This window comes from Thermogemmatispora argillosa (genome assembly GCF_059696725.1).
On record NZ_AP019377.1, the window covers coordinates 701,993 to 722,280 of the forward strand.

Below are 20,288 nucleotides of genomic sequence, written 5' to 3' on the forward strand. Positions count from 1 at the left end.
GCAGAACAAAAGAGAGCAGAAAGGAGGAGCACAAGCAGTATGTCAGTCTCAGAGCCAGCCGCCACCCAGGGCGCGGAGGGCCTTGAGCCGGCGGGCAGCGACCAGCACTTCGCCGAAGACATGGGCCGGCTCTTTGAAATCGGCTTCGCCAGCGGCCTGCTCACCGGCCTCAGCCAGCAGGCCTGCCTCCCACAAGCGATCTACGAATACTACCGCCAGGAGCTGGCCCAGCTCCACTTTGAGCCGCTCTATAGCCAGCTCAGCAAGCGTAGCTGCGTCCTCAGCACCTGGGACCGCGAGCAGCTCCGCTACTGGGCGCTCTTCATCCTGCTGCGCGGCTACCTGGGCGGACTGAGCTTCTGCCAGGAATTTCTGGAAGCCCTGGCGGCCCTCCACAGCGCGCCGCCAGACATCCTCTACCTGCAGTGCCGCTTTCACGGCCCCAACAGCCTGGGCACCTACGACAAAAAAGAGAGCCTGGCCTTCGCCGAACTGCTAGAACAACTGCGTCGGCGAGGCTACGCGCTACCCCCCAGCGAGCAAATCTACGAAAGCTACCTCGGGCGCGGCCACTTTCCCCAGGCCGACCTGTTGCTCCTCCTGCGACAGGGCCGACACTGGCGCCTCCTCAGCATCGACCTGTCGGTCTTCACCGTCCGCCGTCTCAGCGACGCCCGCAGCCTCACCTCGGCCGACGAGATCTGCCAATTACTGCTACGCGAGCTGGGCTACATGCGCACCCGCAGCGTCTTCTCTAACCTGAGCATCGACACCGATGCCGCCCTGCTCAGTGGCCAGGAACTGCTAGCCAGCGGCCTCAAACACTACTTCCAGGCCTTCAGCCGCCAGGACAAAGAGAGCTACAAGCTCATCCAGGCGGCCAGCTACGCCCACAGCTTCTATCAATTCCTGTCCTTCTACCACATTCTCCCACCCGAAGAGAGCCTTACCTTTCACATCATCGGCTACACCGACCGCGGCAGCAACAGCATGACCCTGCGCCGTGATCAGCTCCCCGTCCTGGCCGCCTGCGCCGAGATCTACCGGGAGCGCGACAAGCGCCAGGAGATCGAGGCCAGCCGCGAGCAGTTGCTGACCGTCATCAGCAACTACGTCCGGCGCGCCTTCCAGAACGGCGGGCACTTCATTCGGCAGCTCCTGGAACGGCCCAGCCGGAACGATGGCCTGCACTGGATCTGTCATGAGGAATGGCTCACGGACTTCGTCGCCATGCATGCCCCCCTCAGTGCCGAACAGGTGACCCCCGAATTACAGGCCCTCTTCCCCGACACGCCCTGCGTCGGGCGCAACCTGCGCGACCTCCACGCCGAACTTGTCCTGCGCGAACTGGAACAACCAACCCCCTACCTCTTCCTGACCGGCACGCCCGGCATCGGCAAAACCACCGCCATCGTCAACTTTCTCAAAGCGCGCGCCAGGCAAGGCGAAGGCTTCCTCTTCATCTACGTCAGCCCCCGCAAGCAGGTCAACATCGACATCATCCACAAGTTCCAGCAGGACCACCCAGAGCACCCGCGCTGCGAAACGCTGCTGGCCCTGACGACCAACTCCGCCTACATTCAAGCCAACGGCGGCAAACATACCGTGCACTACTACTCGTTCCACCGCCACGAGCGTTTCTCAGTGGGCGGCGTCGACTTCCTCCCCGCGGAAGGCCCCGAAGCCCAGCAGCAGCGCCCGCGCGAGCGTCGGCTAGAGGAAGTCGAAGAGGGCCTGCTCATCGACCGCGGCCAGAGCGTCAGCGGTGTTCTTGACAGCCTCTGCTCAGCCATCGACGTTGCCCTGACAGAACAGCTCTCCCCGACCATCGTCGCCACCGTGGCCGTCCAGTCGCTCCGTCGCACCAGCCACGAGCAGGCGACCACCCTGAAGCACCTCAAGCGCATGTTTCAGAGCCTGCTCAATCAGGGGAGCCTGCAACAGGCCGCCCTGGAGCACCTCAGTCAGCGGATCAAATATATCTTCTTCATGATTGACGAAGTCACGGGCGACGAAAGCGGAGCGGCCTTCGTTGAGGGCGTGCATAGCCTGCTGAGTCAGTACCAGCTCTTCAACCAGGCGGCCATTCACTGCAAGGTTATTGTGGCCGACGCCTCGATCGTTGACCCGCAGCTCATTCAGCGCCACCTGGAAGACAGCGCCTACGAGCCAGACAAAATCTATTTCCGGCGCGCCACGCAGCCACCGCAGCCCCTCAGCCGCAGCGAATTCTCCTTCAAGCGGCAGCGGGCCGTCGGCATCAACGCCAACGGCTACCCGGCCAGCGCCCTGCGCCTGCGCTACCGCGTTGGCCTGGAGATCCAGCCATACGAAGACAAGAGCGCCCTGCGAGCCAGCAGCCAGCAGCTGAAAAGCAGCCTTCAGGAGCACCTGCTAGAGGACCTGCTGACCATCCTCCAGCAGCCCGAGGCCCCGCAGGTCCTGATCTACATCCAGGACAAGCAGCGCCTGGCCGAGCTGATCGCCGAGCTCCAGCGCCGCCTGGGGCGCTTCCAGCTCTACGAAGACTACCTGGCCATCCACGCCAACATTTCCGAGGAAGAGAAACAGAACGTCAAAAATTATCAAAACCGGGTGCGCGCCATCTTCATGACCGCCTCAGCCAGCCGCGGCCTCTCCTTCGAGGGCGCGCGCGAGATCCTGGTTGACGTGCCGCGCTTCGCCATTGAGCAGAACCTGATGGAGATTCTCCAGGTCATCTACCGCGGACGCGGCGGCGCTTTCGATCGAGCCGAGAAAAGCATCACTTTCTATCTCTCTGATCGCTTCTTCTACGAGCGGCGCGAAGAGCGGGCCTCGGCCCTGCGCGAAAGCTTGCTGGCCCTGCTCAATATCCTGCTCATCCTCAAGACGGCTCTCCTCACGCGCATCAAGGGCGAGGGCCAGATCGGTCATCAGCGCTTCCTGATGATTCCCATAGGCGGCAAGGCCGTGCTCTCCGCCGGCGAGAGCCTGACCTCACGCCTGGGGCGCCTGGTCGATCAACTCGACGATCTGTGCTATCAGCACCCAGAGAATCCGGCCTTTCGCAAAGTGGCCTCCGACCTGATCAACCTCCTCAGCCAGGCCCACATTGAGCTGACGCCCCCCAGAGGGAGACGGGGCCGCCACCGGCAGCAGAGGGCGGTCTCCTCGCCAGCTAAAGGCCAGGGTCAGCCGCGCCTCTATCTGACCGTTCTGGATCAGTTGGCGCAAGAGTTTGAGCAGGCCGTCATACAGGGCTTTGACCACCTGCTGACGCTGCCTCCCCTGGAGCGGGCCTATATCGCCGGCAGCTTACTGATCGTACCGTTAGGCGAGCGGCGCCTGCGGGAAGAATACTGGATCAGCCTGCTCAAGCTGTTGGAAACCGACCGACGCGGGGAGGAGCTGCTCAGGCGCATGGAGGCGCTCCGGCGTCATTCACACTGCAACGATGAGATCCGCCTCCTGCTCAAGGACGGCATCGCCCTGATCAAGGAGCTGCACCGCATCGCCCGAGAGAACACCATCATTCCTCACTTCAGCCAGGAAACGCAGCACGCCGACCAGCACTACGCCATTCCATTACACACGCTGCTGGTCAGCGAAGTCTTCCGCAGCCAGTTTCAGAACAGAGCCGAGAATGGGGACGCCTGTGCCGCGAATTTTCGCCGGCTGCTGGAAAGCTACCTGCGCGCTCTTTATCCCATCGATAGCGTCCTCCCGCTGGGCCAGCACTACGAACATTTTCCTTTTGTCATCTTTCGCAGTTACAACCTGCCCGAGGCGCGCCGTAAGATTTTCCTTGATCACTACCTGTTCATGTCCCATGAACTCAATATCATCAATATGCTCCTGGCCAGGAGCGATCAGGAGGAACAGCCCTAAACGTAGAAAGAAACAGCCTTGCCAATTGTGATACAAACTGGTATGCTCTTTGAAGAAAAGGGCAAGAGGGGCGACATCTGCGCCCGCAGGCTCAGATAGACTCTACCAGACGCCGCGGGCAGGGTGGTCGCCCACCTTTTGACTCCGACCTCGATACAGGCTCAGGAGAGAAATACAGAGGAGTACGCATACGCTATGGCCGCTGCTGAAGCCGAAGAGCCACGCGCTCACCGCCAATCCTCCGCTGATGCCGAGGGGACCTACTTTATCGATGCCGAAGAGGCTGCTGAGCTGGCCCGTTTGATGCAACAGGACCGTCTAGTCACTGAGGTGATGGGTGGCCTGCTGCCCGAGCTAGAGACGCTGCCGGCCACGGCTCAGGTGCTTGATCTGGCCTGCGGCCCCGGCGGCTGGGCCCTGGAGCTGGCCTTTCGCTATCCCGACGCCGAGGTCATCGGGGTCGATCGGAGCCCCAGTACGGTCGCTTACGCGAATGCCCAGGCCCGCGCTCGTGGCCTCAGTAACATCCACTTCGCGGTGATGGATGTCACGCAGCCGCTGGCCTTTTCCGATGCCTCCTTTGACCTTATTAATGCGCGCTTCTTGGCCGGCTTCATGCGGCCCCAAGATTGGCCCCGCCTGCTGGCCGAGTGCCGCCGCCTCCTTAAGCCCGGCGGGGTTATTCGCCTCACCGAAAGCGAGTGGGGCTTGACGACCAGCCCGGCCACCGAGCGCTACTACGCGCTCTGCTCGGAGGCGCTCAAGCGCGCTGGCCAGAGCTTCTCTCCCGATGGGCGGCATCTGGGGATTACTCCGGTGCTGGCTCCGCTGCTGCGCCAGGCCGGCTTTACGGATGTGCGCCTGCGCGGCGGCGTGCTGGAGTGGTCCAGCGGCACCCCCTACCACTACAGCACCTTTAAAAATATATTCGTTATGTTCGATCTTCTGAAACCGTTCCTGGTAAAGACAGGCGTGGCGCAGGCCGAGGAGGTGGCGCTGCTTTATCAGCAGGCGGTGGCGGAGATGCAGGCCGACGATTTCTTTGCAGTCTGGTTCTGGCTGACGGCCTGGGGCCATCAGCCCTGAAGGGTCTGGCCGAGGGCCTTCAGCTTCCAGTAGCAGGCTTCTTTCTCTCTTTGTCTGACAGCAGCAAGACCGGAAAGGAATACAGGGAGCGATGACTGATACACGTGAGAACGATGTGACTGCTCCAGCCGATGCGGCTCAGACTGGCTCGACCTACCCGATCGATACCGAGCAGGTTGATGAGTTAGCCCGTTTGATCCAGCAAGATCGTCTTGCTAACGAGGCGATGGGCAGTCTCTTTCCCGAAGGCCAGACCCTCCCCGAGGGTGGGCGCCTGCTCGATCTGGCTTGTGGCCCCGGCGGCTGGACCACTGAGGTCGCCTTTCAGTATCCTTCCGTCGAGGTCATCGGCGTCGACATCAGTCCCAATCTGGTTGAATACGCCAATACGCACGCCCGCTCGCGCGGCCTCACCAACGTCCACTTCCAGGTCATGAACGTCATGCAACCGCTGGCCTTCCCCGACGCCTCCTTCGACCTCATCAATGGGCGCTTTCTCGCCAGCTTCATGCTCCCCGAGGCCTGGCCGCGCCTGCTGGCCGAGTGCTTCCGCCTCCTCAAGCCCGGCGGCGTCCTCCGCCTCACCGAAACCGAAGGGGGATTAACCTCCAGTCCAGCCACCGAACGCTATTTCTTCTTGATGGCCCAGGCCCTCAAGCGAGCCGGTCAGAGCTTCTCCCCCGACGGGCGCCATATCGGCATCACTCCCGTCCTGGCTCGCCTGCTGCGGCGCGCCGGCTTCCACGACGTGCGCCTGCACGCCGGCGCCGCCGACTGCTCTAGCGACGCCCCTCTGCACTACGCTTTCTTCAAAGATCTGTTCGTCGCCTTTACCTTGATCAAGCCGTTCCTGGTCAGGATCGGTCTCATCAGCCGCGAGGAGCTGGACCAGCTCTATCAGCAGGCGGTGGCGGAGATGCAGTCTGAGGACTTCTGTGCCATCTCAACCTGGCTCACTGTCTGGGGCCACAAGCCCGCTACTCCGTGACTGGCTGGAGTGGACCTCAGTCCGGCCCACCGGTGCGACGGAGACGCGCCAGGACAGGGCACCTGCCGCCAGGCAGCGATCAGCAGCCCTGTCCTCCTTTGGGAGAGCAAGAGCAGAAGAGAAGGAAGGAAAGGAACAGCATCTATGAGTTATGCCGAGCCAGAGCCACAGGCTCAATCTCAACCGGCCAACACCTACCCGATCGATCCCGAGCAGGTCGACGAGCTGGCCCGCCTCTTGCAACAGGATCGTCTGGCCACCGAAGCGATGGGCGGCCTCTTCCCCGAAGGCCAGACCCTTCCCGAGGGCGGGCGCCTGCTCGATCTGGCTTGCGGTCCCGGCGGCTGGGCCACCGAGGTCGCCTTTCAGTACCCTGCCGTCGAGGTCATCGGCGTCGACATCAGCTCCAATCTGGTTGAATACGCCAATACGCATGCCCGCTCGCGCGGCCTCACCAACGTCCACTTCCAGGTCATGAACGTCATGCAACCGCTGGCCTTCCCCGATGCCTCCTTCGACCTCATCAACGGGCGGTCCCTTTTCAGCTTCATGCTCCCCGAGGCCTGGCCCCGCCTGCTGGCCGAGTGCTTCCGCCTCCTCAAGCCCGGCGGCGTCCTCCGCCTTACTGAAACCGAGTGGGGACTAACAACCAGCCCAGCCGTTGAGCGCTACTTCGCCCTCATGAGCGCTGCTCTCAAGCGAGCCGGTCAGAGCTTCTCCCCCGACGGACGCCATATCGGCATCACCCCCGTCCTGGCTCGCCTGCTGCGCCGCGCCGGCTTCCGCGACGTGCGCCTGCGCGCCGGCGCCGCCGACTGGTCCAGCGACGCCCCTCTGCACTACGCCTTTATCAAGGATATGGTCGTCCTCTTCGAGCTGATCAAGCCGTTCCTGACCAGGCTCGGCCTCATCAGCCGTGAGGAGCTGGACCAGCTCTATCAGCAAGCCCTGGCCGAGGCTCAGGCCGACGACTTCTGCGCCATCTGGACCGGGCTCACCGTCTGGGGCCACAAGCCCGTCAGCGCTTAAGCGCCCAGCCCCCTGGCTGGCGAGTGCGCCCAGCCCGTTCAGCCGCGCCGCTCACTCCCGCGCGAAGACAACGGCATCTTCGCCAGCCCGTGAGCAGCGGAGAGCAGCTCTGCAGCACCTCTTGAGGAAGAAAGGAGCATCTCACTATGACCCATACCGAGCCAGACCCTCAAGCCCAGTCTCAGCCAGTCAGCACCTACCCGATCGATTCCGAGCAGGTCGATGAGCTGGCCCGCCTCTTGCAACAGGATCGCCTGGCCACCGAAGCGATGGGCGGCCTCTTCCCCGAAGGCCAGACCCTTCCCGAGGGCGGGCGCCTGCTCGACCTGGCCTGCGGTCCCGGCGGCTGGGCCACCGAGGTCGCCTTTCAGTATCCTTCCGTCGAGGTCATCGGCGTCGATATCAGTCCCAGCATCGTCGAGTACGCCAATGCGCATGCCCGCTCGCGCGGCCTCACCAACGTCCACTTCCAGGTCATGAACGTCATGCAACCGCTGGCCTTCCCCGATGCCTCCTTCGACCTTATCAACGGGCGGGCCCTTTTCAGCTTCATGCTCCCCGAGGCCTGGCCCCGCCTGCTGGCCGAGTGCTTCCGCCTCCTCAAACCCGGCGGCGTCCTCCGCCTTACCGAGGGAGAGTTTCCCCTTACCACCAGCCCGGCCACCGAGCGCTACTTTTCCCTGCTGGCTGCCGCTCTCAAGCGAGCCGGTCAGAGCTTCTCCCCCGACGGACGCCACGCCGGCATCACCCCCGTCCTGGCTCGCCTGCTGCGCCGCGCCGGCTTCCGCGACGTGCGCCTGCGCGCCGGCGCCGCCGACTGGTCCAGCGACGCCCCTCTGCACTACGCTTTCTTCAAAGATATGTTCGTCGCCTTCGAACTCCTCAAGCCGTTCTTCGTTAAGATCGGTGTCATCAGCCGCGAGGAGCTGGAGCTCCTCTATCAGCAGGCCGTTGCCGAAATGCAGCTCGACGACTTCTGCGCCATCTCAACCTATCTCACCGTCTGGGGACGCAAACCCGCCGCCTCGTAAGACAGCACTCTGTGCGTTCGGTTCGTCAGCGCGCCTAACACCAGTACCAGGCGCCTGCCGTCCGCATCAGTCGCACTAGCGAGATCGCTATGACAGAAAAGGAGCTACCTATGAGCTATGCCGAGCCAGAGCCACAGGCTCAATCTCAACCGACTAACACCTACCCGATCGACCCCGAGCAGGTCGACGAGCTGGCCCGCCTCTTGCAACAGGATCGCCTCTATAACGAGGCAATGGGCAGTCTCTTCCCCGAAGGCCAGACCCTTCCCGAGGGCGGGCGCCTGCTCGACCTGGCCTGCGGTCCCGGTGGCTGGGCCACCGAGGTCGCCTTTCAGTACCCTGCCGTCGAGGTCATCGGCATCGATATCAGCTCCAATCTGGTTGAATACGCCAATACGCATGCCCGCTCGCGCGGCCTCACCAACGTCCACTTCCAGGTCATGAACATCATGCAACCGCTGGCCTTCCCCGATGCCTCTTTCGACCTCATCAATGGGCGGCTGCTCTTCAGCTTCATGCTCCCCGAGGCCTGGCCCCGCCTGCTGGCCGAGTGCTTCCGCCTCCTCAAGCCCGGCGGCGTCCTCCGCCTCACCGAAACCGAAGGGGGATTAACCTCCAGCCCAGCCGTTGAGCGCTATTTCTCGCTGCTGGCTGCCGCCTTCAAGCGAGCCGGTCAAAGCTTCTCCCCCGACGGGCGCCACATCGGTCTCACCCCCGTCCTGGCTCGCCTGCTGCGCCGCGCCGGCTTCCGCGACGTGCGCCTGCACGCCGGTGCTGTTGATTGGTCCAGCGACGCCCCTTTGCACTACGCTTCCTTCAAGGACATGTTTACCGGCTTCGAGCTGATCAAGCCGTTCCTGACCAGGCTCGGCCTCATCAGCCGCGAGGAGCTGGACCAGCTCTATCAGCAAGCCCTGGCCGAGGCTCAGGCCGACGACTTTTGCGCCATCTGGACCTGGCTCACCGTCTGGGGCCACAAGCCCGCCAGCGCTTAAGCGCCCAGCCCCCTGGCTGACCAGCCCAGCCCAGCCCGTTCAGCCGCGCCGCTCACTCCCGCGCGAAGACAACAGCATCTTCGCCAGCCCGTGAGCAGCGGAGAGCAGCTCTGCAGCACCTCTTGAGGAAGAAAGGAACATCTCACTATGACCCATACCGAGCCAGACCCTCAAGCCCAGTCTCAACCGGCCAACACTTACCCAATCGATCCCGAGCAGGTCGACGAGCTGGCCCGCCTCTTGCAACAGGATCGCCTGGTCACCGAAGCGATGGGCGGCCTCTTCCCCGAAGGCCAGACCCTCCCCGAGGGCGGGCGCCTGCTCGACCTGGCCTGTGGTCCCGGCGGCTGGACCACCGGGGTCGCCTTCCAGTACCCTTCCGTCGAGGTCATCGGCGTCGACATCAGCTCCAGCATCGTCGAGTACGCCAACACCTACGCTCGCTCCTGTGACCTCACCAATGCTCATTTCCAGGTCATGAACGTCATGCAACCGCTGGCCTTCCCCGACGCCTCCTTCGACCTCATCAACGGGCGCTTCCTCTCCAGCTTCATGCTCCCCGAGGCCTGGCCCCGCCTGCTGGCCGAGTGCTTCCGCCTCCTCAAACCCGGCGGCGTCCTCCGCCTCACCGAAACCGAAGGGGGATTAACAACCAGCCCAGCCGTTGAGCGCTATTTCTCGCTGCTGGCTGCCGCCTTCAAGCGAGCCGGTCAGAGCTTCTCCCCCGACGGACGCCACGCCGGCATCACCCCCGTCCTGGCCCGCCTGCTGCGCCGCGCCGGCTTCCGCGACGTGCGCCTGCGCGCCAGCGCCGCCGACTGGTCCAGCGACGCCCCTCTGCACTACGCCTTCTTCAAAGATATGTTCGTCGCCTTTGCCTTGATCAAGCCGTTCCTGACCAAGCTCGGCCTCATCAGCCGCGAGGAGCTGGACCAGCTCTATCAGCAGGCGGTGGCGGAGATGCAGACCGATGACTTCTGCGCCATCTGGACCTGGCTCACCGTCTGGGGACGCAAACCCGCCGCCTCGTGAGCGGCAGGAGCACGCCCGCCCGTCCTCCAGCCGGCCCCCAGAGCGCCAGCCACCGGAACGATCTCCCTGGCAAAGCGCGCCAACGGCCCCAGCTCCTGACAAATCCGGCAGAGCAACCAGCCTTTCCGGCCAGACCTTCCCCCAGCCTGCCCAGCCAGCACCGCCGCCGCGCCAGCAGGACTCTAAAACAAGCCAAGAGCGGACCGAGAGGCCACCGTGAACTCTCTCGGCCCGCTCCTGTAGGGAAGCGCTCGCGGGCAGACACGGCCGACGGGCTGTTCTAGCCCTTGACCGAGCCGGCCAGAATGCCGCGGATAAAGTAGCGCTGCAAGGCAAAGAAGATCACCAGCGGCAGAGCCATCGATAGGAAGGCCGCCGCCGTCAGCACCTGGTCATTCTCGCCGTAGGAGCCAACCAGGCTGGCCACCGTCAGGGTCATCGGCGCGCTCTGCGGATTGCCGCCCAAGAAGATCAAGGCCACCAACAGATCATTCCAGACCCACAGGAACTGGAAAATCACCAACGACGCCAGCGCCGGCAACGAGAGAGGCAGCACAATCGTCCAAAACAGGCGGAAATTCGAGGCCCCATCAACGTAGGCCGCCTCCAGCAGATCCCGCGGCAAGGCCGCGAAGAAATTGCGCAGCAAGAAAATGGCAAAAGGCAGCCCAAAGGCCGTATGCGCCAACCAGACCGCGGCATACTGCCCCGTCAGCCCAATATTTGTAAAGATCTGCAGCAGAGGCACCAGGGCGATCTGCAGCGGAATAATCTGCAGCGTAATGATCCCAAAGAAGATCGTATTACGCGCGGGGAACCGCATCCAGGCGAAAGCAAAAGCGGCAAACGAACCGATCAGCGCCGGCAGGATCGTGCTCGGCACCGCAATAATCACGCTATTGATAAAGGCGCGGCCCAGACCCTGCGCCGTGATCACCTGGACATAGTTCTGCAGAGTAAAATGCCAGGGAGGCAGGAAGGCCGTCCACCACCCCGTCGTCGAAATCAAGCTAGGGGGACGGAACGAGCTGATCAGCAACCCCACAGTAGGCAGCGACCACACCACAGCGATCAGCAAGGCGATCACCGTGATCACCTGATCGCTCAGCCGGCGCCAGAAAGCGCTGCGCCTCGCCCGCAGACGGCGCTGCGTTACCGCGGCCAGAGCCGGCGCCGCCTGCTGTTGCTGCACCTGTTGACCGATCATGCCTGGCCTCCTTCCTCCAGCCGAATACGGCGGATGTTGAGATACATCACCGGAATGATCGCCAGCGTCAGCAAGACCGCCAAAGCACTGGCCAGGCCATAGTCACCGAAGGTAAAGAGCTGACGATAAAACTCGACCGCCACGACATCGGTGTTATAATTGCCGCCCGTCATCACGTACACAATATCGAAGGTCTTCAAAATGTTAATGATCATCGTGGTGGTCACCACGCCGATGGTAGGACTAATCATCGGCACAATCACCCGCCAGAAGAGCACCCAGCGATTGGCCCCATCGATGCGAGCCGCCTCCATGATCTCATCAGGAATCCCCTTGAGCGCCGCCGAGAAGACGACCACACAGAAGCCGGTCCACATCCACACATAGACGGCAATCAAGGCAAAAGTATTGACACTGGTATTGACCAGCCACGGCTGCGGAGGCAGCTTGAAGAGCACGAGAATGGCATTCAGGAGGCCGATCTGCGCCTGATCGGGGGGACGATAGAGATAGACCAGGCGCCAGATGATACTAGCGCTCACCATCGAGATGGCCATCGGGATAAAGAGCGCCGACTTGACCAGGCCCTCAACCTTGACACGATCGACCAGAACCGCAATGACCAGCCCCAGGCCAACCGTCAACAGTGTGCCAAAGACCAACCAGAGCAGATTATTTTTCAGCACACTGAGCATCTCGGGGTCGGTAAAGATGGCCTGGTAGTTTTTGAGGCCCACAAAGCGCGTTGAATCGGCGTTCTCAAAGCTGAGCTGAACGGTGTTAATGAAGGGGTAAATGAAAAAGAGCAGCAACAACAAGATCGCCGGCGCAATCCAGGCCCACGCCTCTAACGGCAGGCGCAACCGGCGCCGACGTGGACGCAACGCAAGGGGAACAGCCTTTTCAATGGAGAGATCCATAGCAGTCGCTCACTCCCTTCGTCCCATGCAGCTAACAAAGCACAACAACAGCAACAACAACGACACAACACGCTCGGCAGGCAAGAGCCAGACAGCCCAGCGACGCCCTGGCGGTCCGGCCCCGGCGCTGGCAGGCCCGCCATCCGCTCGGTCGGCTGGCCCTCCCCGAGCCGGAGCGGATCAAGGAGCCTTCACCACAGCGCAGACTCTTCCCCTTTCTTATCTTACCCACCCTTCCCCACAGAGAGAGACGCCAAACCCGGGCGCAGCGAGTCGCCAGACAGGAGCGCCATGACGGACCAGCCGGTGCGCCAGATGGTCAGCAATGGAGAGAGGGACCAACCCCTTGCAGTGGCAATGCAGGGAGCGGTCCCTCTCCGCGCTGGCTATCCTGCTGCAACAGCTGCTACGACGCACCTTCCTTCAGGCAGGTGCGCCAGGCCTCGCGGCGCCAAGCGCAGGTCCGGCGGCACCGGAGTGAGCAGCGCGCAAACGACGCCGGCGCCTGGTCGCACCCGGTTGGCCTCTGGTCTTTCCGCCCACGCCCATCCCGTCCTCACGCCCCCATTCCTCAGACTCGCTCACGAGGGGTAGAGGCGCGAAGCCGCATCTTCCAGCGAGCGAAGGATACTATCAAGCTGCGAGGGATTCTGAATATAGGCCAGCAGCCCTTTCCAGTACTCCTGCTCCATCGAAGACGGCAGCAAGTCGTCCTGACCCACGCTGAAGTACTTCGCGTTGAGCAGCAGCTCAGCGGTGCGGCGTGAGACCGGATCAGGATAAACGCTGAGCGGCACCTGATTATTTACCGAGACAGCGCCACCCTGCTTCGGCCAGATACTCTGACCTTCAGGCGAGGCCAGAAACTCCATATACTGGCGCGTCCCATCGTTGTCGCGGAAAGCCGACAGGATATTGACAATACCGGTCACCGAATTAGCGTACTGGGGATTAATGGTCGGGAACGGGAAAAAGTCGAAGTCGACCCCGGGCTGGATGCCAGGAAACTGCGTCTTGAGAAAGCTCGCCGTAAAGTCGCCGAGGAAGTACATATAGGCCTTCGGCGGATTCTCAAAGGGCAGATAGGCGGCATCCTGGAAATTGGTGGCCAGAATCGACTGCGGCGCCCCACTGATATAATGCTTGCCGTTGACGATCTCGCCGAAGAGCTGGAACGCCTGCTTGACACTTGGATGAGTCCAGGGGATCTTATGATTGACCCACTGCTGCGACAGCTCAGGGCCATTGAGGCTCAGATAGATCTGGTCTACCCAGTCCGCCGCTGGCCAGCCAGTGGACGAACCGCCCTCCACGCCCAGCGACCAGGGATACTTTCCGCTGCTGGCAATCCTATTTGAGAGGGCAATCATTTCATCCCAGGTCTTGGGCGGCGTGTAGCCATTGGCCTTGAACTGCTTGGGGCTGTACCAGACCGTGCTCTTGGTGTTGACACGCGGAATGACCGCGTAGAGATGCCCGTTGTACGAAGAAACATCCAGCCAGATGCGCGAATACTGCTGCTCCATCTGGCTCATATTGAAGAACTTGTCAAGCTGGAGCAACTTGCCCTGAGCGGCATACTGCTGAAACTCGGGCACGCTCGACATCCCGGCCACATCGGGGGGATTGTTCCCACGCACGCGCGTGCTGAGGACGGCCCGCAGGTCGCTGGTCGGCTCCACGTTAACCTTAATGCCCGTCTTCTTGGTGAAAGCCGTATTAATAGCATTGAAGGCCGCCAGCTCCGCCCCGCTGAGCTGAGTGAGCACATCGATCGAGCTAACTTTAGGCACATTGCCACTGCTGGTGTTGACAGTGCCAGTGCTTGTGCCACCGCAGGCAGCCAGAAGCGCCGTCGCCGCGCTCAGGCTCAGCCCCGCTGCTGTCGCCCGCTGCAGAAATTGGCGCCGATTAATGTTACTGGTGGTCAGGTACTCCTCGACGAGCTGATCCAGCTCCTTCCGTGCACGCCGATCATAGATGTTCATCACTCACCGACCTCCTCAGGCTACAGGAGTGTAGCGCGACCACAGAGAAGCTCCGCCGCTACGCTGCCGGCATCGATCTCAGATAGATGAGTTCAGGTTAGGTAGCTGCTCACGAGCTGGTTGGCTGGCTCCGCGTACGCCTGGCCGCCTTGCCCCAGGGCCGCCCCGCCCTGGTCCGCGGCTGCACCGCTGACTTGCCCGAGAGTGAGCCGCTTGGCCAGCGCTCGCCCCCTCATAAGCGAGAGATCTACTGACCCGACCACTCTGACCCACACACAACAGCGCCCCCACTAGCAACATACTCAGCGCCTCTCTCTCACCCCTGCAAGGAAACACCCCTGCAAGAGATGGCTGAGCAGGCCCGTAGCCAGACAGACGGGCTTAGGTTACGCATCGATCAGACTGCCTCTGCGCGCTCGCGCTTCCCCACTCAGGCATACCGCCGCCTTCACCAGGCCGGCTTTTGCCTTCCCGCGAGCAGCCTGATCAGCAGCCAGCCGCCGCCCTCCGGCCTCTCTAGCCGCTACGGCTCCCGGCGGAGTCGGACGGCGAGCCTGCTGCTGGAGACCAGCCAGAGGCAAAGGAACATGAGGGGAGGCGCAGCAATGTTTACCAGCCAGCGTACGAGTAGGAAGCCGCTTCAAGCAGGGCCTTGTCCCGCTCAATCGCCATGCAGACGAGACAGGCCACGGCGACCAGCCGCGAAGGGCGCTTCTCCTCGGTCACACACCGTGGAGCAGGGGGCACGCTCTGCCTTCCCCACGACTAGACAGCCCTAAAACTAGAAGATGCCCCGCTTCTCCCCTTGTTCACTTCTCTTCACGAGAATGAGGATACCATACCCGGCTCCAGTTGTCTAGAGGATTTGCGCGCCACACCCACAGAGCAAGGCTTTGCCAGCTTGTGCTTTTCTAAGATCTCTCATCTTCTTCAAGAGATTAGCATATGTGTCGATCGTACATGATTTGCATGCCCTCCTGATCAGACAATGAGCTTGCAAGCAGCCCAGATGCCGTCAGACCCGCTTAACCCCGCTCAGCCCCAACCATCAGCCCCACCAGCTCATTGCTGCTCGTCTCAGCAATGCGCCGCTCGCCTACTTTCTGACCACGGCGCATAACCACCACGCGGTCGGCCACCGCAAAGACATCCTGCATGTTATGGCTGATCAGAATCACTGGCACCCCACGCATCCGCAGCGTGCGCACCAGCTCCAGCACCTTCTGCTGTTCCGCTACCCCCAGGGCGGCGGTCGGCTCATCCATGATCATCAAACGCGCATTCCAGTAGATGGCCCGGGCAATCGCCACCGACTGGCGCTGGCCTCCCGAGAGCTGGCGGATCGGCTGACGCAGGTCGGGAATGCGAATGTCGAGCTGCTCCAGCACGCGCTGGGTCTCTCGCAGCATATACTGCTCATCCAGCTCTTTGAGCAGGCCCCAGCGGCGCCGGGTTGGCTCGCGCCCCAGAAAGATATTGGCCGGGGCATCCAGGTTCTCGCAGAGGGCCAGATCCTGATAGATGGTCTCGATCCCTCGCCGGCGTGCCTCCATTGGCGAGGCGAAGGTGACCTCTTGCCCCTCGAAGAGCACCTGGCCACCATCCGGGCGATAGACGCCAGAAATGACCTTGATCAGCGTTGACTTTCCCGCGCCATTGTCGCCGAGCAGGCCCACGACCTCGCCGGGCCAGATCTCCAGACTGACATGATCGACAGCTACCAGACCGCCGAAACGCTTGACCAGATCGCGCACCTCCAGCACGGGCCGTGTGCCCCTGGCGGTCGTCGTCGCCTGTGCAGCGTCGGCCTCGGGAAGCTGAGTTTTCTCTTCTCGCATCGCATTCACTCCTCACGCACTGGGGACAACAAACGCACGGAAACAGGTCGGCGCTGACCCCCGGCCTCTCAAGGCAAGAGCCATCAGGCAGCGCCTGCGGGCGATTCAGGCAGGCCCAAGTCTGCGACCCCGACCTGCGGCGAACCGAGCCGAGTCCCGCCCCTAGCGGTTTAGCACACGTGCCTTAGCCTGATCCATCATGACCGCCAGAATAATGACGGCCCCAATGGCCACGAACTGCCAGTAGGGATCGATACCGATAATCACCAGACCGTTCTGAATGACATAGATGATCAACGTGCCGATCAGCGTGCCCACTAGCGTCCCTTCGCCCCCGAAGAGCGAGGCCCCGCCAATGACGACCGCCGCAATCGAATCGAGTAGCAGAGGATCACCAGCGTTGGCATCGCCGTTAGTGAAGCGCAAGACATAGAGCACCCCGGCCACTGAGGCCAGAAAGGCCGAGAGCATATAGATTTTCAGCGTCTGACGTGCTACCGGGATACCAGCGCGGCGAGCGGCCTCCGGGGCTCCTCCCAGCGCATAGGTATGGCGGCCAAAGCGCGTACGGCTCAGCAGCCAGTGGCAAAGCACAAAGGCCACAATGGCCACGATCAGGGGAAAAGGCAGCATGGCCAAGAGATCACGCGCCCTGGCCCCTGGCGGCAGCGTCGGGGCATGGAAAAAGGAGAAGCCGACCGCCGGATGATAGTAGAGCAAGTAGCCATTGCCGATGTCGCCCACGCCGGGGATCTGCACACTGACAGGCTGCCCACCGCCCGAGAAGATGAAGCCCAGGCCGCGCGCGATGCCATACATTCCCAGGGTAGCAATAAAGGGGGGCACGCGCAGGCGCCCGATGAGGATGCCATTGACCAGTCCGGGCAGGGTGCCAACGCCAAGCGCGATCAGGATGCTCAGCGGCAGCGCCAGCCCTAACCCGAGCGGCAGCCGGCCCACCAGGGCATTGAGCACTACCGCCTCAATTACCGCCGCAAAGCCCATCGTAAAACCGGTAGAGAGATCGATCCCCGCCGCAATGATGACAAAGGTCTGCCCCAGCGACATCAGCAGGGCTAAAGCCATATCGTTGGCGATCGACTGGAGATTGAGAAAGCTGAAGAAGCCGGGGCCGGTCAACGAGAAAAAGAGGAGGAGCAGCACTAGAAACAGCCAGGCCCAGAAGCGGCTGACAACCTCTAACGGGCTGCCTTTGGTTTTGGCCGCCGGCAGGGCCAACTGCTGAAGCATCTTCGCCATAGGATTCCTCTCCTTCCTCTGTAGCAGGTTGCTGGATAGCTTTCCCAGGTCGCAAACCAGACCGCCGGGCCGAGCGGGACGGTCTGGCCAGTGCGCATCAGCACAAGACGAACGAGTGGGAGCAGGCGCGGCGCCTGAGCACCCAGAGGGGACGAGCTGGTCAGGTTGGGGAGCCGCCGGGATTGGCAGGCTCACCTGCTTGCACCTGGCCAGCTCGTTCGTCTGCTTGTTCTCGACCAGGCTCACAGGCCGGTCGACGCTCTGCGCTCAGCTACTCTTGTAGATGGCGGCCTGGGCCTCGGGGGTATCGACGTTATCGCGGGTGATGATCACATAGCCGGTGGGGACACGCTTCTGAATAGCGCTCATGTTGCCCTTGAGGGCGTCGACGGCATATTGCACGCCGATACTGCCCATGTCGGCAGGCTTTTGGGCGATGACGATGTCGACGACGTTGTTTTTCAGGTCGATGATGGCCTGCTCGGGAGCATCGAAATTGGCGATCTTGACCTGGCCTTGCTTATGGGCATTCTTGACCGCTTGAGCTGCCCCCTCTGAGCCATAAATATTGGTGCCGAAGATGCCGGCCAGATCGGGCACGCGCTGCAGCATAGCTGTCGTCTGCTCGGCGGCCTTGGCGGCGCTATCGCCGTTAAAGTCGACCCCGACCAGGGTGACAGCGCCATGCGTGGCCTCTATAGCCTCTTTGCAGCCCTGCTCGCGCTGGTCAGTGGTGCTGGTGCCCGGCACAGTATTCTGAATATAGATCTTGCCATGCCCACCGATCGCCTTGATCAGCGCCTCGCCGGCAATCTTGCCACCCTGAACGTTATCCGAGCCGATGTACGAGAGTGGGAAGGTGACTGGCCCATGCACATAATCACCATCGCCGATGTAGGTGTCGACAGTGATGACTTTGATGCCCGCGTTGCTGGCCTGCTGCAGCGGGGCGATCATGGCTTGCTTGTCGCAGGGCGCAATGAGGATGGCGTCGACTTTGCGCGCTACGTAGGCGTTGACGATAGGGGTTTGCAGGGTAGCGCTCCACTGTGCAGGGCCGTCAACGAGCAAGGTCACACCTAGCTCTTTGGCTTTGGCTTCGGCTCCCTTCTGCATAGTGATGTAGAAGGGATCGCCTTTAACGCCCAGGATGAGCGCCAGCGTATAATTGTTGCCGCCTGCGCTGGTCGCGCTGCTGCCACCACAGGCCGCGAGCGCCAGTCCACCAGCCGCGGCCAGGCTGGCGCTCAAGAAAGCTCGCCGACTCAGGCGATACTGTTGTGCCGTGAAGTCGCGCATAACCTTTCGCTCCTTTGCTGGCAGGGCTGTCAGCATGCAGCCATGCAGCCGTTGCTCTGCTCCCTCAAGTACTCTGAGGGTAGTAGAAGACAGCCCAACGGACGAACGAACGAACGAGCACGCTCTGTAGACGCTCCACCGACCCAGGGCGGCCTGTTGGTTCAGCCTCCGACCTCGACCAGCAGGCGGAAGGCACACCGCGGCGACGGCGACGTGGCCGCCGCTCTTATGTTCGGCTAAGGCCGGGCGACCGGGCCCGGGCCGGGGAAGAAGGTGCCGCTTCGGCTCCTCCTGTTGACCCTGGCGCCTCTGGCGCCGGTCCAGCGGCAGGCACAGCGCTGGGAGAGGCAAAGAGGGCCGAGGTCGCCAGAGAGAAAGCGGCATCCAGGACAGTGAGCACGGCCCCGAGGGCAATGGCATTGCCCTCTAGAGCGCTCGGCACGATCTGCGTGCCCTTCCAGGCGGCGGGCAGGCTGGCCGCCGCGGCGACACGACGCAGCGGCTCTAGCAGCAGCTCACCGGCACGCGCCACCCCTCCATCTAGCACGATGACCGCGGGGTTAAGCAGGTTCACCAAACCGGCCAGAGCCAGACCGATGCGCTCGCCGGCACGCTCAATGGCCGCAAGGCTGGCCGCATCTCCCTGGCGCGCCGCCTCGATGACATCGACAATGTCCACCGTTCCCGCCTGCGCCCGCGCCGCCAGGGCCGGAGTCGGTAGCTCAGCTTCATGGCCCTCTGCCTCCAGCTTGCGCCGTAACGACTCGCCGCGACAGGCATCGGCGACAATTGCGCGGGCGCCCGCCAGCGTCTCCAGACAGCCACGGTTGCCACAAACGCAGGGCGGACCGTTCTCATCGATGCTCAGATGGCCCAGCTCACCGGCGCTTCCCTGGTGGCCACGATAGATGCGCCCATCGATGATGAGGCCGCCACCTATCCCGGTACCTACCTTGATATAGGCCATCTGCCCCACGCCACGCCCAGCACCACAGCGGCTCTCTCCGAGCGCCCCCATGTTGGCATCATTGTCGATATAGAGGGGACAGGGAAACTCAGATTGCAGCCGCTGCCAGAGATCCACGTTATCCCAGCCGGGCATATGCGGCGGCGAACTGAGACGGCGCAGGTCCGGCGAGAGCGGCCCCGGAATGCCCAGTCCGATGCCAAGCAGCGAATCCCAGTCCACTCCCTGCTCCGCGAGGAAACGCCGCACCTCGTTCACCAGCAGCGCTAGACACTCCTCCGGTCCACGCTCGGTATCGAGAGGGAGCGAGCGCTCAGCCACAATTTCAGGCGCCAGGTTGGTCAGCACCATCTTCAGATGGGTGCGGCCCACATCGAGACCGAGAATGCGGCCCGCATCGGTATTAAAATGCACCAGAATGGCGCGCCGGCCCCCGCGCGGCGTGGCATCCAGCAGATGCCCCTCACGTACCAGCCCCTCGCGCAGCAGCGCATCGACAATGCTGCTCACGGTGGTACGCGATAGCCCCAGACGCTGGGCCAACATGACGCGCGCTAGCGGCCCGTGCTCGCGAATATAGTTCAGAACGAGCAGGCGATTGAACTGACGAATGCGATGTAAATCAGCCCCACGCAGGGCCGACGCGCTGGTCGCCTCTTCCCGGCCCCCTCCCCTGGCACGCATATCGGCTAACAGAGAATGAATCGCTCGCTCCACAGCTCCGTCCTTCTAGCTGGCTCTAGTCAGCGCTTCCTCAGCTCCTCCCCGCTTTCCCGCC

Annotated in this window: 14 protein-coding genes; 7 read left to right on the forward strand and 7 right to left on the reverse strand. The window is 62.6% G+C overall.

Annotation, left to right across the window (positions count from 1 at the left end; genetic code table 11):
• The first annotated feature begins 39 nt into the window (after positions 1–39).
• The 7 genes from AC6H1L_RS02815 to AC6H1L_RS02845 all read left to right on the forward strand — a co-directional run bounded on the left by AC6H1L_RS02815 (position 40) and on the right by AC6H1L_RS02845 (position 10,031).
• Positions 40–3,870: a helicase gene (locus tag AC6H1L_RS02815; protein ID WP_497600035.1), complete on the forward strand. Its 3,831-nt coding sequence runs from the start codon at positions 40–42 to the stop codon at positions 3,868–3,870.
• A gap of 195 nt (positions 3,871–4,065) precedes the next feature.
• A complete protein-coding gene (locus AC6H1L_RS02820) occupies positions 4,066–4,956 on the forward strand; it encodes a class I SAM-dependent methyltransferase (protein ID WP_497600036.1) in 891 nt (296 codons plus the stop codon).
• A gap of 91 nt (positions 4,957–5,047) precedes the next feature.
• Complete coding sequence (locus AC6H1L_RS02825) at positions 5,048–5,944, forward strand: class I SAM-dependent methyltransferase (protein ID WP_497600037.1); 897 nt, start codon at positions 5,048–5,050, stop codon at positions 5,942–5,944.
• A gap of 144 nt (positions 5,945–6,088) precedes the next feature.
• A complete protein-coding gene (locus tag AC6H1L_RS02830; RefSeq protein WP_497600038.1) occupies positions 6,089–6,973 on the forward strand; it encodes a class I SAM-dependent methyltransferase in 885 nt (294 codons plus the stop codon).
• Between the two features lie 146 nt (positions 6,974–7,119).
• On the forward strand, positions 7,120–8,004 hold the full coding sequence (locus AC6H1L_RS02835; protein ID WP_497600039.1) for a class I SAM-dependent methyltransferase: 885 nt from the start codon (positions 7,120–7,122) through the stop codon (positions 8,002–8,004).
• A gap of 110 nt (positions 8,005–8,114) precedes the next feature.
• On the forward strand, positions 8,115–8,999 hold the full coding sequence (locus tag AC6H1L_RS02840) for a class I SAM-dependent methyltransferase (protein ID WP_497600040.1): 885 nt from the start codon (positions 8,115–8,117) through the stop codon (positions 8,997–8,999).
• Between the two features lie 147 nt (positions 9,000–9,146).
• Positions 9,147–10,031 (forward strand): class I SAM-dependent methyltransferase, encoded by an 885-nt coding sequence (locus tag AC6H1L_RS02845; protein WP_497600041.1) that lies wholly within the window; start codon positions 9,147–9,149, stop codon positions 10,029–10,031.
• Positions 10,032–10,311: 280 nt separating this feature from the next.
• Here AC6H1L_RS02845 and AC6H1L_RS02850 read toward each other — a convergent pair whose 3' ends face one another.
• The 7 genes from AC6H1L_RS02850 to AC6H1L_RS02880 all read right to left on the reverse strand — a co-directional run bounded on the left by AC6H1L_RS02850 (position 10,312) and on the right by AC6H1L_RS02880 (position 20,227).
• Positions 10,312–11,238 (reverse strand): carbohydrate ABC transporter permease, encoded by a 927-nt coding sequence (locus tag AC6H1L_RS02850; protein WP_497600042.1) that lies wholly within the window; start codon positions 11,236–11,238, stop codon positions 10,312–10,314.
• Entirely contained in the window at positions 11,235–12,158 is a 924-nt protein-coding gene (locus AC6H1L_RS02855; protein WP_497600043.1) for a carbohydrate ABC transporter permease, read from the reverse strand. Before AC6H1L_RS02855 ends, AC6H1L_RS02850 begins: the two co-directional genes overlap by 4 nt.
• A gap of 581 nt (positions 12,159–12,739) precedes the next feature.
• A complete protein-coding gene (locus AC6H1L_RS02860; protein ID WP_497600044.1) occupies positions 12,740–14,146 on the reverse strand; it encodes an ABC transporter substrate-binding protein in 1,407 nt (468 codons plus the stop codon).
• Between the two features lie 1,025 nt (positions 14,147–15,171).
• A complete protein-coding gene (locus AC6H1L_RS02865; RefSeq protein ID WP_497600045.1) occupies positions 15,172–15,984 on the reverse strand; it encodes an ATP-binding cassette domain-containing protein in 813 nt (270 codons plus the stop codon).
• Positions 15,985–16,146: 162 nt separating this feature from the next.
• On the reverse strand, positions 16,147–17,244 hold the full coding sequence (locus tag AC6H1L_RS02870; protein WP_497600046.1) for an ABC transporter permease: 1,098 nt from the start codon (positions 17,242–17,244) through the stop codon (positions 16,147–16,149).
• A 267-nt stretch (positions 17,245–17,511) separates the two neighbouring features.
• Complete coding sequence (locus AC6H1L_RS02875) at positions 17,512–18,543, reverse strand: ABC transporter substrate-binding protein (protein ID WP_497600047.1); 1,032 nt, start codon at positions 18,541–18,543, stop codon at positions 17,512–17,514.
• A gap of 226 nt (positions 18,544–18,769) precedes the next feature.
• A complete protein-coding gene (locus AC6H1L_RS02880; protein ID WP_497600048.1) occupies positions 18,770–20,227 on the reverse strand; it encodes an ROK family transcriptional regulator in 1,458 nt (485 codons plus the stop codon).
• Positions 20,228–20,288 lie beyond the last annotated feature (61 nt).

Coding starts and splice junctions, on each gene's coding strand:
- AC6H1L_RS02815 (WP_497600035.1), top strand. CDS start 40: ATGTCAGTCTCAGAGCCAGCCGCCACCCAGGGCGCGGAGGGCCTTGAG.
- AC6H1L_RS02820 (WP_497600036.1), top strand. CDS start 4,066: ATGGCCGCTGCTGAAGCCGAAGAGCCACGCGCTCACCGCCAATCCTCC.
- AC6H1L_RS02825 (WP_497600037.1), top strand. CDS start 5,048: ATGACTGATACACGTGAGAACGATGTGACTGCTCCAGCCGATGCGGCT.
- AC6H1L_RS02830 (WP_497600038.1), top strand. CDS start 6,089: ATGAGTTATGCCGAGCCAGAGCCACAGGCTCAATCTCAACCGGCCAAC.
- AC6H1L_RS02835 (WP_497600039.1), top strand. CDS start 7,120: ATGACCCATACCGAGCCAGACCCTCAAGCCCAGTCTCAGCCAGTCAGC.
- AC6H1L_RS02840 (WP_497600040.1), top strand. CDS start 8,115: ATGAGCTATGCCGAGCCAGAGCCACAGGCTCAATCTCAACCGACTAAC.
- AC6H1L_RS02845 (WP_497600041.1), top strand. CDS start 9,147: ATGACCCATACCGAGCCAGACCCTCAAGCCCAGTCTCAACCGGCCAAC.
- AC6H1L_RS02850 (WP_497600042.1), bottom strand. CDS start 11,238: ATGATCGGTCAACAGGTGCAGCAACAGCAGGCGGCGCCGGCTCTGGCC.
- AC6H1L_RS02855 (WP_497600043.1), bottom strand. CDS start 12,158: ATGGATCTCTCCATTGAAAAGGCTGTTCCCCTTGCGTTGCGTCCACGT.
- AC6H1L_RS02860 (WP_497600044.1), bottom strand. CDS start 14,146: ATGAACATCTATGATCGGCGTGCACGGAAGGAGCTGGATCAGCTCGTC.
- AC6H1L_RS02865 (WP_497600045.1), bottom strand. CDS start 15,984: ATGCGAGAAGAGAAAACTCAGCTTCCCGAGGCCGACGCTGCACAGGCG.
- AC6H1L_RS02870 (WP_497600046.1), bottom strand. CDS start 17,244: ATGGCGAAGATGCTTCAGCAGTTGGCCCTGCCGGCGGCCAAAACCAAA.
- AC6H1L_RS02875 (WP_497600047.1), bottom strand. CDS start 18,543: ATGCGCGACTTCACGGCACAACAGTATCGCCTGAGTCGGCGAGCTTTC.